This is a genomic window from Celeribacter ethanolicus, from assembly GCF_002407265.1.
Lineage (GTDB): Bacteria > Pseudomonadota > Alphaproteobacteria > Rhodobacterales > Rhodobacteraceae > Celeribacter > Celeribacter ethanolicus.
In genome coordinates this window covers 2568822-2581894 of the sequence record NZ_CP022196.1, presented here as the reverse complement: position 1 = coordinate 2581894, position 13073 = coordinate 2568822, and the positions used below count along the sequence as shown (strand labels likewise).

General features: G+C 59.7%; 11 protein-coding genes. 3 read left to right on the top strand and 8 right to left on the bottom strand.

The genetic code is table 11. The features are described from left to right. Nucleotides 1-2 precede the first annotated feature (2 nt). The 4 genes from CEW89_RS21060 to CEW89_RS12690 form a co-directional block, all read right to left on the bottom strand. Entirely contained in the window at nt 3-143 is a 141-nt protein-coding gene (locus CEW89_RS21060; RefSeq protein WP_096806137.1) for a hypothetical protein, read from the bottom strand. Between the two features lie 153 nt (nt 144-296). After that, nucleotides 297-695, bottom strand: a complete 399-nt coding sequence (mutT, locus tag CEW89_RS12700; RefSeq protein WP_066703367.1) for an 8-oxo-dGTP diphosphatase MutT — start codon at nt 693-695, stop codon at nt 297-299. Beyond that, nucleotides 692-1939 (bottom strand): bifunctional glutamate N-acetyltransferase/amino-acid acetyltransferase ArgJ, encoded by a 1248-nt coding sequence (gene argJ, locus CEW89_RS12695; protein ID WP_096806136.1) that lies wholly within the window; start codon nt 1937-1939, stop codon nt 692-694. Before argJ ends, mutT begins: the two co-directional genes overlap by 4 nt. A 24-nt stretch (nt 1940-1963) precedes the next feature. Continuing rightward, nucleotides 1964-2806: a peptidylprolyl isomerase gene (locus CEW89_RS12690; RefSeq protein WP_096806135.1), complete on the bottom strand. Its 843-nt coding sequence runs from the start codon at nt 2804-2806 to the stop codon at nt 1964-1966. A gap of 180 nt (nt 2807-2986) precedes the next feature. On the opposite strand from CEW89_RS12690, the gene secA reads away from it, so the two are divergent. Together secA and CEW89_RS12680 are read left to right on the top strand one after the other, a co-directional pair. After that, nucleotides 2987-5689, top strand: coding sequence for a preprotein translocase subunit SecA (gene secA, locus CEW89_RS12685; protein ID WP_096806134.1), 2703 nt, complete (start codon nt 2987-2989; stop codon nt 5687-5689). A 116-nt stretch (nt 5690-5805) separates the two neighbouring features. Next, nucleotides 5806-7371 carry a phosphate ABC transporter substrate-binding/OmpA family protein gene (locus tag CEW89_RS12680; protein WP_096806133.1) on the top strand — a complete coding sequence of 522 codons (1566 nt, stop codon included), beginning with the start codon at nt 5806-5808 and terminating at the stop codon, nt 7369-7371. On the opposite strand, the gene radC is transcribed toward CEW89_RS12680, so the two are convergent. The 3 genes from radC to dnaK form a co-directional block, all read right to left on the bottom strand. Then, a complete protein-coding gene (gene radC / locus CEW89_RS12675) occupies nt 7362-8129 on the bottom strand; it encodes a RadC family protein (protein WP_096806132.1) in 768 nt (255 codons plus the stop codon). The two genes, CEW89_RS12680 and radC, sit on opposite strands and share 10 nt — an antisense overlap. Nucleotides 8130-8210: 81 nt before the next feature. Beyond that, nucleotides 8211-9365 (bottom strand): molecular chaperone DnaJ, encoded by a 1155-nt coding sequence (dnaJ, locus tag CEW89_RS12670; RefSeq protein ID WP_066703354.1) that lies wholly within the window; start codon nt 9363-9365, stop codon nt 8211-8213. A 73-nt stretch (nt 9366-9438) separates the two neighbouring features. Further along, nucleotides 9439-11364: a molecular chaperone DnaK gene (gene dnaK / locus CEW89_RS12665; protein ID WP_066703352.1), complete on the bottom strand. Its 1926-nt coding sequence runs from the start codon at nt 11362-11364 to the stop codon at nt 9439-9441. Between the two features lie 223 nt (nt 11365-11587). Here dnaK and CEW89_RS12660 point away from each other — a divergent pair, with 223 nt between their 5' ends. Continuing rightward, the gene (locus CEW89_RS12660; RefSeq protein WP_096806131.1) at nt 11588-12199 is read left to right on the top strand and encodes an alpha-ketoglutarate-dependent dioxygenase AlkB family protein; all 612 of its coding nucleotides are present in this window, start codon (nt 11588-11590) and stop codon (nt 12197-12199) included. Nucleotides 12200-12205: 6 nt separating this feature from the next. Here CEW89_RS12660 and CEW89_RS12655 read toward each other — a convergent pair whose 3' ends face one another. Beyond that, a complete protein-coding gene (locus CEW89_RS12655) occupies nt 12206-13021 on the bottom strand; it encodes an ABC transporter permease (RefSeq protein ID WP_066703597.1) in 816 nt (271 codons plus the stop codon). Between the last annotated feature and the right edge of the window lie 52 nt (nt 13022-13073).

The window sequence follows — 13073 nt, the reverse complement described above, 5'->3', positions numbered from 1 at the left end:
AATCAGGCTGCCTTGGTATAGGACACCGGTTTGCCGACGAAAGTCTTGTCGCCGACGCGCACCTGAATTTTTCCGTTGTCGGTTTCGCCAACATAGCGACCCTGAACGGAAATGTATTTTCCAAGAGTGATCGAACGCATCATTGCTTTATCCCCAGTTTGAATGACTTACCCAAAGAATTGCATAAATGCGGTCAAAAATCATTTACAAATTTAAGACAATTGGCACTTTTAAGCACAAATGTTGTGCATATGTAGGGGTTTTTGAAATAAAACGGCTTTTCTGCTTTGCGCATTTCAAAGAAGATCGCGGAGAATCGGGATCAGCGGAATATCTGCGGGCGGCATCGGGTAGTCGCGCAACTCCGAGGCCTTTGCCCATTTCAACACCTGACCTTCGCGGGGTGTCGGAATACCCTTCCATTTGCGACAGGCAAAGAGCGGCATCATCAGGTGAAAATCGTCATAGCCATGGGAGGCAAAGGTCAGCGGTGCGAGGCAGGAATTCCAGGTCTCGATGCCGAGTTCTTCGTGCAATTCACGTACCAGCGCGGCTTCGGGAGTTTCCCCGGGTTCGACCTTGCCGCCGGGAAATTCCCAGAGACCCGCCATGGATTTTCCTTCCGGGCGCTGGGCAAGAAGCACGCGGCCCTCAACGTCTATGAGGGCCACGGCAGAAACGAGAACCAGCTTCACGAGCGATAATCCGCGTTGATCGTGATGTAGCCATGGGTGAGATCGCAGGTCCAGACGGTTGCGGTACCATTGTCGAGGCCAAGATCGACGCGAATGACGATTTCGTCATTCTTCATATAAGCGGCACCGGCTTCTTCGGAATAGGACGGCGCAACCCAGCCGTTTTCGGCAACCAAAATGTCACCAAACCAGATCGTCAGACGATCCCGCTCCGCACGCTCACCGGATTTGCCGACGGCCATGACGATACGACCCCAGTTCGGATCTTCTCCGGCCACGGCGGTTTTCACGAGCGGCGAATTGGCGATGGCCATGGCGACACGATGCGCCGGACCGCTAGCATTGGCGCCGGTGACCTGAACCTCGATCAGTTTGGTGGCGCCCTCGCCGTCGCGGGCGATCTGGATTGCGAGATCCTTCATCACCGCATGCAGAGCTTCGCGGAAGTCATGCACGCGCGGATCGGCGAAATCGGTGATCGTGCCCATCCCGGATTTGCCCGTCGCGGCAACAAGAACAGTGTCGGAGGTCGAGGTGTCGCCATCGACGGTGATGCAGTTGAAGGTCTTGGCATTGTCGAGCCAGAGACATTGTTGCAACACGTCACGGGTGATCGCGGCATCGGTGAAGATGTAGCAGAGCATGGTGGCCATATCGGGGGCAATCATGCCGGAGCCTTTGGCGAACCCGGCGATCTTAACCTCGACACCGTCGAGCGTGACGCTTTGTGTCGCACCCTTCGGGAAGGTGTCGGTGGTCATGATCGCACGGGCGGCCATTTCCATGGCATCTTCAGCGAGGGCGGCGTTGAGGTCGCCGATCTTGGCGGTGATCCGCTCCCATTTGATCGGCTCGCCGATCACGCCGGTCGAGGAGGTAAAGACGCGTTTCTGTTCGATCCCCATCTCTTCGGCAACGGCGGCGGTGATTTTTGCCACCGAGTCAAAGCCGCTCTTGCCGGTGAAGGCATTGGAGTTGCCGGAATTCACGAGGATCGCCGCCTTGCCCGGAAGATCGAGCCCGATCTTGTCCTGACAGTCGATCACCGCAGCGGAGCGGGTGGTCGAGCGGGTGAAGACACCGGCCACGGCCGTGCCCTCGCACAGTTCGGCCAGCATGACATCGGTCCGACCGGCGTAACGCACCCCGGCCTCGAGGGCGGCAAAACGCACCCCCTCGATCACAGGCAGGTCAGGAAAGCCCGCTTTCGGGGCGAGGGGAGAGACGTGATCAATCTTGGCCATGGTCGGCGATCCTCAAAGGTGATGTCAGTTCGCGATCAGATCGTCCATCCGCAGGGCGGAGGGCTCGATGCCTTCGACCATCTCCACATCGCCCTCGGTTTCGAGCGAGTCGAGCTTCGCGCGGATGGCCTGTTCCTGAATGTCGGCGGTCAGTTCGTCCTGAACGTCCTCGAGCGGCGGCACTTCGGCCAGACGGGTTTCCATCAGCTTGATGACATGCCAGCCGAACTGGGTCTGAACCGGTTCGGAAATCGCACCCTCTTCCATTTTCACTACAGCGTCTTCGAAGGGCGCGACCATCATACCCTTGCCGAACCAACCGAGATCGCCACCGTTCGGACCCGACGGGCCGGTGGATTTCTCGCGGGCGAGATCGGCGAAATCGGCACCGTTGTTCAGCTCTTCGATGATCGCTTTCGCCTCCTCCTCGCTGTCCACGAGGATATGCGCGGCGTGATATTCGCGGCCCGGTTCGAATTCGGCGAATTTGGCGTCATAGGCGGCCTTGAGCGCGTCGTCGGTCACAGCGGCATCGGCGATGGTTTCAAGAGCGTGACCCGCGATCAGTACCCGTTCCTCGTTGGCGAGCTGGTATTTCAGCGCGTCGGTGATGTCGCCGGCGGACTGTTTCAGCAGTTCCTGCTGCACGATCTGGTTCACGATGCCATCAAAAAGCTGTGCATCGGGCAGGCTCTGGTACTGATCCGGAAGGGATTGACGCGCCGCAATGATGTTGCCGAGGGTGATTTCGACCCCGTTGACACGCGCAACCACGGTGTTTGCGGTCATATCTTCGGCAAAAGAGGGCGCCGCAGCGGTGATGGCCAGCGAAAACAGGGCTGCGGTGGCGGAAATGCGGTATTTCATCGAGAAAATCCTTCCTGTCGGCGCCATTCCGGGGCGCGACGTTGACACTCATGATATGGCCCCTTACATCGCGATAGGTCACTGAAGAGGAGCCTTTGCGCCTGTTTCTATGGGTTGTGAGGCAACGGGGCAATCCCTCCTCTCACACGATCCTGTCAGGACGCATCGAGCGGAGAAAATATGCTGGGCATCGGTACACTCGCGAAAAAGGTTTTCGGGACCCCAAACGATCGCAAGATCAAGGCGACCCGACCTCTCGTGGCCAAGATCAACGCGCTGGAGCCGGAGTTCGAGAAACTCGACGATGCGGGTCTGATCGCCAAGACGGAAGAATTCAGGAAACGGGTGGCCGAAGGCGAGAGCCTCGATGCGCTTCTCCCGGAAGCCTTCGCCAACTGTCGCGAGGCGGCGCGCCGTGCGCTTGGCCTGCGTGCTTTCGACACCCAGCTTATGGGCGGCATCTTCCTGCATCAGGGCAATATCGCCGAGATGAAGACCGGTGAGGGTAAGACGCTGGTTGCCACCTTCCCGTCCTATCTGAACGCCCTGACGGGGAAGGGCGTTCATGTGGTGACGGTCAACGAATACCTTGCCAAGCGCGACGCCGAATGGATGACGAATGTCTTCGAAGCGCTCGGCATGACCTGTTCCTCGATCTATTCGAACCAGCCCGAAGCGGAAAAGCGCGCGGCCTATGCCTGCGACGTGACCTATGCGACGAACAACGAGCTGGGCTTCGATTACCTGCGCGACAACATGAAATCCGAGCTGAAGGACATGGTTCAGCGCGGGCATCATTTCGCCATCGTCGATGAGGTGGACTCCATTCTGATCGACGAGGCGCGCACGCCACTGATCATCTCGGGGCCATCGGACGACCGGTCCGAGCTGTATAAGGCCATCGACTCGCTGATCCCGGAACTGACCGAAGAGCATTACGAGATCGACGAGAAAACCCGTCAGGTGACCTTCACCGAAGAGGGCAATGAGTATCTCGAAAAACGCCTGCACGAGGCCGGGTTCCTGCCCGAAGGGCAAACGCTTTACGATCCGGAAAGCACCACCATCGTACACCACGTGAACCAGGGCCTGCGTGCACACAAGCTGTTCCAGAACGGCGTGCATTACATCGTGCGCAATGGTGAGGCGATGCTGATCGACGAATTCACCGGGCGGATGATGTCCGGGCGTCGTCTCTCCGAAGGTCTGCATCAGGCGATTGAGGCCAAAGAAGGGCTGGAGATCAAGCCTGAGAACATCACCATGGCTTCGGTGACCTTCCAGAACTATTTCCGTCTCTATGACAAACTTTCCGGTATGACCGGGACGGCCGCGACCGAGGCCGAGGAATTCATGGAGATCTACAAGCTGGGGGTGGTCGAAGTGCCGACCAACCGTCCGATCCAGCGGATCGACGAGCACGACCGGGTCTACCGTACGGAGGGTGAAAAACTCGCCGCCGTGGTTGAATCGATCAAGGAGGCGCATGAGAAAGGCCAGCCGGTTCTGGTCGGCACCACCTCCATCGAGAAATCCGAAGAGCTGTCGCAGCTTCTGACCCGTGAAGGCGTCACGCATAACGTGCTCAATGCCCGTCACCACGAACAGGAGGCGCAGATCGTTGCCGATGCCGGTAAATTCGGTGCGGTGACCATCGCCACCAACATGGCCGGGCGCGGCACTGACATCAAACTCGGCGGCAATGTCGAGATGAAGGTGATGGAGGCGATTGCCGCTAACCCCGAGGCTGAACCGGATGAAATCCGTGCGCGGATCGAGGCGGAACATGCCGAAGAAGAGAAACGTGTGTTGGAGGCGGGCGGGCTTTACGTTCTGGCCACCGAACGCCACGAATCCCGCCGCATCGACAATCAGTTGCGCGGTCGGTCCGGGCGTCAGGGCGACCCGGGGCGTTCCCTGTTCTTCCTGTCACTTGATGACGATCTGATGCGGATTTTCGGTTCCGAGCGTCTCGACAAGATGTTGTCGTCGCTTGGGATGAAAGAGGGGGAGGCCATCGTCCACCCCTGGGTCAACAAATCGCTCGAAAAGGCGCAGGCGAAGGTCGAGGGCCGCAACTTCGACATCCGTAAACAGCTTCTGAAATTCGACGACGTAATGAACGATCAACGCAAGGTGGTGTTCTCCCAGCGTCGCGACATCATGGAATCGGAGAACGTCAACGAGATCGTCGAGGACATGCGTCACGAGGTGATCGAGGATCTAGTGGAGGAGGCGATCCCGCCGAAATCCTACCCGGATCAGTGGGACATCGAGCGGCTGCACAAAAGCGTTGCCGAGATGCTTAACATGGATCTGCCGATCAAGGACTGGGCCGCGGAAGAAGGTGTCGACGACGAGGCGATCAGCGAACGGATTTCCGAAACCTCCGACAAGATGATGGCGGAGAAGGAAGCGGCTTTCGGCGCCGATCAGATGCGCCAGATCGAGAAACAGTTCCTGCTGAACACGATCGACAGCAAATGGCGTGAACATCTTCTGACGCTTGAGCACCTGCGCTCCGTTGTCGGTTTCCGTGGCTATGCCCAGCGTGATCCGCTCAACGAGTACAAGAACGAAAGCTTCCAGTTGTTCGAGAGCATGCTCGACAGCCTGCGCAGCGAAGTGACGCAAAAGCTTTCCCGTGTGCGTCCGATGACCGAGGAAGAGCGCAACGCCATGTTGCAACAGCTCATGGAGCAACAGGCGGCTCTCGCTGCCGGGGCAACGCCGCAGCCGGTGGACGAACCCGAAGAGGGGCATCCGAATGCCGTGCCGGGGTTCGACGAAAACGATCCCTCGACCTGGGGCAATCCGGGGCGCAATGATCTCTGTCCCTGTGGGTCCGGCAAGAAATTCAAACATTGCCATGGCGCCGTGTGATCCGGAGCCATACCGAAAACGGGCCCGTGCGAAAGCGCGGGCCTTTTTCATTGCTTGTTGATTTCCCGGCGGCACGGTAGTTTTCGCCAATGGTTTCAAAGCGCAGAGGCTCGCTCATGTTGAAATTTTCCGTGTTCGGCCTCTTCGCCTGTCTGGCCGTGTCACAGCCTGCCGCAGCGCAGGACGTCAATCTCATGTCTCGTGACGGTTCGATTGCGATCAGCGGCACGTTTCTCAGTTTCGATGGTGAATTCTACCGGGTGGACACCGATCTCGGGGTGCTCACCGTCGACGGGTCCGGCGTGCGCTGCGAAGGACCGGGGTGCCCCGATCTCGATGGATATTATGCACAGGTCCGGATGTCCGGCGATGCCCAGGGCACGCGGACACTCCTGCCTGCTTTGGTGACCGCTTTTGCCATGCGCAATGGCTATGCCGTGGCCACCAGCACGCCCGACGTCGGTCTGACCTCCATCGTCCTGACCGACACGGAAAACGATCTTACGGTCGGGGAGTTCCTCCTCTCCGACACCTCAAGCTCCGAGGGGTTCGCCGATCTGGTGGCGGAGAACACCGACATTGTGCTCTCCCTGCGCAAGGTTGCACCGAGCGAAATGGTTCTGGCCTTTGACGCCGGTGTCGGGGATCTCTCCGATCCGTTGCGGGCGCGGGTCGTGGCCTTGGATGCGCTGATCCCCGTGGTGTCGCGCTCCAATCGGGTCGAGCGCCTGTCGCTTGCCGATCTGGCGGGGGTTTTCTCCGGCAAGATTACCAATTGGAAGGAGCTCGGCGGCGGCGACGCACCGGTGGTGCCGCATCTGATGCGGGACGATCTGCGCGAAGGCAGTGAGTTTCGCCGGATGATTCTCGGGCGGGGTGTCGAAGTGCCGGTCGGGGTGGTGCAGTTGCATGAGCGCTACGACGGACTTGTTGCGGCGGTGGAGCAGGACCCTTATGCCATCGGGCTTGGGCGCATGTCCGAGGGCGGCGCGGTAAAACCTCTTGGGCTCAGCGGGGCCTGCGGCTTCGAGGCGGAGGCGGCGCCGGCCGACATCAAGACCGAGGATTACCCGCTGACCCGCCCGGTGTTTCTTTACACACCTGCACGCCGCTTACCGGTTCTGGCGCGGGAATTCCTGGCTTTCGCGCGCTCGCCTGCGGCACAGATCGTTGTGGCGCGGACCGATTTCGTCGATCAGGGCGTCGATGAATTGTCGTTCCGCGATCAGGGGCGGCGCTTTGCCAATGCGATCACCCATGCAGGGGAGGAGGTCTCGCTGAAGGACCTCCAAGACGTCACCGGCGCTTTGCAGGGGGCCAAACGTCTGACGCTTGGGTTCCGCTTCGAAGGGGGATCGACAACTTTGGATGCCCAGTCTCGCTCCAACGTGCATCTTTTGGCAGAACTTCTGGAAGCCGGTGTCTATGAGGGGCAATCCCTGACTTTCGCCGGGTTTTCCGACGGGCAGGGGGCGGCGGGCGTGAACCGGACGCTGTCGAAACGTCGCGCGGAAACCGTGTTGCGCGCCGTACGACAGACGCTGGGCGAGGCCTATGAGCCGGAGCGCATGCAGATGGTGGCGGAGGGGTATGGCGAGGCGATGCCTCTGGCCTGTGACGACATCGGTTGGGGGCGTTCGCTCAACCGGCGTGTCGAGGTCTGGGTCCGGGATCAAAGATAACCGGACCCGCGAAAACTCAGCTCGACGGATTTTCCGATGATCAGATGGTCGTGGAGTTGGATATCCAGCGCCTCCGCCGCATCGCGGATCTGGTTCGTCATGCTGATGTCCGCATCCGAAGGCGTCGGATCGCCCGAAGGGTGATTGTGGACAAGGATCAGGGCGGAGGCATTCAGTTCCAATGCCCGTTTGACAACCTCACGCGGATAGACCGGGACGTGATCGACCGTGCCGCGGGCCTGTTCCTCATCGGCGATGAGGATGTTTTTCCGGTCGAGATAGAGCACGCGAAACTGTTCGGTTTCCCGATGCGCCATAGTGGTGTGACAATAGTCGATGACCGCATCCCAACTTGAAATCACTGGCCGCTGCATGACGCGGGCGCGGGCCAGACGATGAGCGGCCGCTTCGACGATCTTGAGTTCCTGTGCGACCGAGAGGTCGACGCCCGCGACTTCGAGAAGGCGGGGGATCGGGGCGGAGATGACACGGTTGTAATCGCCGAAATGGTCAATGAGTGCACTGGCGATCGGTTTGACATCGGCGCGGGGCAGGGCGCGATAGAGGATGAGCTCGAGAAGCTCGTAATCCGGCATCGCCTGTGCGCCGCCCTCAAAGAACCGCTCCTGCAAATGCTTGCGGTGGTTGCGCAAATAGCTGGGCGGGCGCGAGGGAAGGGCAACCGGTCGGGCCTCTTCGAGATCGAAGAGCCAGTCGGGCATTTCCCGAAATGCGGAGGGGGTCACGGGCGTTGTCATGACAGAAACCGTGCCCCGATTCGCTAAAAAAGGAGTTAACGGGCATTAAGAAAGGGCGCCGAAGCGCCCTGTCTCATGATCTTAGCTGGTCATGTCATCCCAGAAATTCTTGACCTTCTTGAAGAAGGACGAGCTTTCGGGATTGTTGTCCTCGGCGAGTTTTTCAAACTCCTGAAGCAGTTCTTTCTGCTTCGAGGTGAGATTGACAGGCGTTTCGACCGCAAGCTCGATGAACATGTCACCCTGCCCGCCACCGCGCAGCGCAGGCATGCCTTTGCCACGCAGGCGCATCTGGCGACCAGATTGGCTGCCGGCCGGGATTTTTACTCGCGAGCGTCCGCCGTCGATGGTTGGAACCTCTATGTCGCCACCCAGCGCCGCTGTGGCCATGGAGACCGGAACGGTGCAATGCAGGTTGACGCCTTCGCGCTCGAAGATCGGATGCGGACGCACCTCGATGAAGATATAGAGATCGCCCGTCGGACCGCCGCGCAGCCCCGCTTCGCCTTCGCCGGCAAGACGGATGCGCGTGCCGGTTTCGACACCCGCCGGGATGTTCACCGACAAAGAGCGCTCTTTCTCCACACGGCCCGCGCCGTGACAATCGGGGCAGGGATCCTTGATGATCTGACCCAGACCGCCACAGGCCGGACAGGTGCGTTCGACCGTGAAGAAGCCTTGCTGCGCGCGGACCTTGCCCATGCCGGAACAAGACGGGCAGGTTTGCGGCTCCGCACCATTCGCAGCCCCCGTGCCGTGACAGCTGTTACAAGCCACGGAGGTGGGAACATTGATGGTCTTTTGCGCACCCTTATAGGCTTCTTCGAGCGTGACGCGCATGTCGTAACGCAGGTCCGATCCGCGCTGAGCCCGCGACCGGGCCCCGCCACCGCGCGGTCCCCCCATGAAATCGCCGAACAGGTCGTCGAACACATCGGAGAAGGCCGAGGCGAAATCGCCCTGACCGCCGCCAAACCCGCCGCCGGGACGTCCGCCGCCCATGCCACCCTGCTCGAAAGCGGCATGACCGAACCGGTCATAGGCGGCTTTCTTGTCGGGATCCTTGAGCGTGTCGTAGGCCTCGTTCACTTCCTTGAACTTGGATTCCGCATCGGGGTTGTCCTTGTTGCGGTCGGGGTGAAATTCCATCGCTTTCTTGCGATAGGCTTTCTTCAATTCCGCGGCATCGGCGCCCTTGTTGACACCAAGCACCTCGTAATAATCGCGTTTTGCCATGGATTTTACTCCTTCTGGAACGCGATGACCGGCCCGGATCTCCGGACCGGTCGATCGTGTCCGCGATTACGGTTTACGAACGTTTGTCGCTGTCGAGGTCTTCGAAGTCGGCGTCGACAATGTCGTCATCGACAGAAGACGGACCCATATCGACATCGTCCATGTCAGGCTCGGCACCGCCGGATTTCTCCTGCTCGGCCTTGTAGATGGCCTCGCCGAGTTTCATGGCCGCGTCGGTCACGTTCTGGATGCCGGAGCGGATCTTGTCCGGGTTCTCGGTTTCCAGTTGGTCCTTGAGCGCAGCGATGGCCAGTTCGATGGCTTCGATGGTGGTCGGATCCACCTTGTCGCCATGCTCTTCGATCGACTTTTCGGTCGAGTGGATGAGGCTTTCGGCCTGGTTTTTCGCTTCGACCAGTTCCTTGCGGGCCTTGTCGGCTTCGGCATTCGCCTCGGCGTCCTTGACCATCTTTTCGATGTCCTCGTCGGAGAGACCACCAGAAGCCTGGATCGTGATCTTCTGCTCTTTGCCGGTGCCTTTGTCCTTCGCACCCACTTCGACGATGCCGTCGGCGTTGATGTCGAAGGTCACTTCGATCTGCGGCATGCCGCGCGGTGCCGGCGGGATGCCTTCGAGGTTGAACTGACCGAGCATCTTGTTGTCGGCGGCCATTTCACGCTCGCCCTGAAAGACACGCAGCGTCACGGCGGACTGGTTGTCCTCAGCCGTGGAGAAGATCTGCGACTTTTTGGTCGGGATCGTCGTGTTACGGTCGATCAGGCGGGTGAAGACACCGCCCAGCGTTTCGATGCCGAGAGACAGCGGGGTCACGTCAAGAAGCAGGACGTCTTTGACGTCGCCTTGCAGAACACCGGCCTGAATGGCGGCGCCCATGGCCACGACCTCGTCCGGGTTCACGCCCTTATGCGGCTCTTTGCCGAAGAATTTCGTCACCTCTTCGATGACTTTCGGCATACGGGTCATGCCCCCGACAAGTACGACTTCGTCGATGTCGGAGGTGGTGAGGCCCGCGTCTTTCAGAGCCGCTTTGCACGGATCCATCGAGCGCTTGATCAGGTCGGACACAAGGCTTTCCAGTTTCGCCCGGGTCAGTTTGACCACGAGGTGAAGCGGCGTGCCGGAAGACGGGTCCATCGAGATGAACGGCTGGTTGATCTCGGTCTGGGACGAAGACGACAGCTCGATTTTCGCTTTCTCGGCGGCTTCTTTCAGACGCTGAAGCGCCATTTTGTCTTTGGTCAGATCGACGCCATGCTCTTTTTTGAACTCCTCGGCGAGGTAGTTCACGATGCGCATGTCGAAATCTTCGCCACCGAGGAAGGTGTCGCCGTTGGTGGCCTGCACTTCGAACACGCCGTCGCCCAGTTCGAGCACGGTCACGTCGAAGGTGCCGCCGCCGAGGTCATAAACGGCGATGGTTTTGGTGTCTTCCTTGTCGAGGCCATAGGCCAAGGCGGCCGCGGTCGGCTCGTTGATGATGCGGAGCACTTCGAGGCCCGCGATCTTGCCGGCGTCCTTGGTGGCCTGACGCTGGGCGTCGTTGAAATAGGCCGGAACGGTGATGACGGCCTGCGTCACTTCCTCACCGAGATAGGACTCGGCGGTTTCTTTCATCTTGCCAAGAATGAAGGCGGAAATTTGCGAGGGCGAATATTTTTCGCCGTGCACTTCCACCCAAGCGTCGCCATTGCCGCCGTCTACGATGGCGTAAGGGACGAGTTTCTTGTCTTTTTCAACGGCTTCGTCGCCCATGCGGCGGCCGATCAGACGTTTGACGGCGAAAACGGTGTTTTCGGGGTTGGTGACGGCCTGACGTTTGGCCGCTTGGCCGACGAGGCGTTCACTGTCGGTGAAACCGACGATGGAGGGCGTGGTACGCGCCCCTTCGGAGTTCTCGATCACACGCGGTTGCGAACCATCCATGATGGCAACGCAGGAGTTGGTAGTCCCGAGGTCGATACCGATGACTTTGGCCATGCTCAAAATCCTCTCTTAGGCGATGTTGTGACGTTGGGCCCGTTGCGGCACCCGCGGTCGATCCCAGTGATTTTGACCGGGCTGACAATCAGGTCTGATGACCAGTCCGATCAAGGCTTCTGGGCGTATATAAGGACGGGTTTTCGTGCCTGCAAGTTGTGCGAAGGGGTTGAGGTGTGGAAAAATCGAGTCATTTCCTGAGGAAGTGGAGGGGAGGGCTGAAATGCAGGGGCGGGAGCCGTTGAATTTGCGAGGGATGAAGCTGTTTCCCGGATTGATCGGGCCGGAGGCGCAGGAGCGACTGGTCGAGGCGCTTCGCGGCGTGGTGCGCGAAGCGCCGCTGTTTCATCCGGTCACGCCGTCCGGCAAACAGATGTCCGTGCGGATGACGTCGGCGGGGCGGTTTGGCTGGGTCTCTGATCGTCATGGGTATCGGTATAGCGAGACGCATCCGATGGGTATGCGCTGGCCCGCGATCCCGCAGATCGCGCTTGAGGTCTGGGATGAGGTGTCCGGGACGGAGCGGGAACCGGAATGCTGCCTGATTAATTTCTACGACGCGGAGGCGAAGATGGGGATGCATCAGGACCGGGACGAGGCGGATTTCGGCCAGCCGGTGGTGTCGATTTCGCTCGGGGACGAGGCGCTGTTCCGGGTCGGAAACCTCACGCGCGGGGGCAAGACGGAAAGCGTCTGGCTCAAATCGGGCGATGTGCTCGTGATGGGGCAGCAGGCGCGGCTTTTGTATCACGGCATCGACCGGATCAAGGCCGGGAGCAGCAGGATTTTGCCGCGCGGTGGGCGGATCAACCTGACGCTCCGGGTGGTGAGCTGAGGCGGTTTAACGCCCCCAGCTCAGCGAGACGCGTTTGCGGGTGAAGAATTCGGCCAGGAGGCCGATGGTGAGGAACACGAGGGTGAAGACGACCGGATAGAGGATCGAGCTTTTGTGCGGATTGTAATTGACGAAGGTAAAGCCCCGGGCCTGGTCGATGGTATGGAACAGCGGGTTCCATGAGAACATCGCAAGCATGTAGTTCGGCGTCTGGTTGGCGACGAACATCTTGCCCGAGGTGAACATGTTGGCGCGGGTGTAAATCTGTTGAACGATCTGGATGAGGCCCGGCGCCCAGGGTTTGGCGGCCAGAAAAACCATGCCGATCGAAGCACCGGAGGCCCATGCCAAAAGCAGCATGCCGAAGGCACCGGTGATGTTTTCAAAGGTCACGGTGCCCCAGCCGAGCGAATAACCGAAAAGGATGACCGAGACCGAGAGCACCTGAATGTAAAGCGTGCTCAGCGCCGAGGAGAAAATCGCAATGGCGGTGTTCATCGGGGCGTGTTGCATCATCGGAGAGGTCGCGGTTTCGGAGCCTGCGACGGCGCCCAATGCCTTGTTGTGGGTCAGGAACAGGAAGATCCCGGACATGATGTAGAGAATGAAATCCCCCCGGATCGCGGAGCTGCGGACGCCGAGGATCGAATACATGAAGGTGAACACGAGGACGAGAACCATCGCTTGCGACACGTTCAGCAAGAGACCGATCAGCGGGTTGCCATTGGTCTTGCGGACATGGCGCACCGTGTTGACGAAGATCAGACGCAGGACCGTCAGAGCGGCGGAAAATCCGCTTTGGCTTCTGGAGTAGTGAAACATCTGTTTGGTCCCATGTTGGAAACTTGCCTGCCCGGCAGGGAATTCTTGCTGT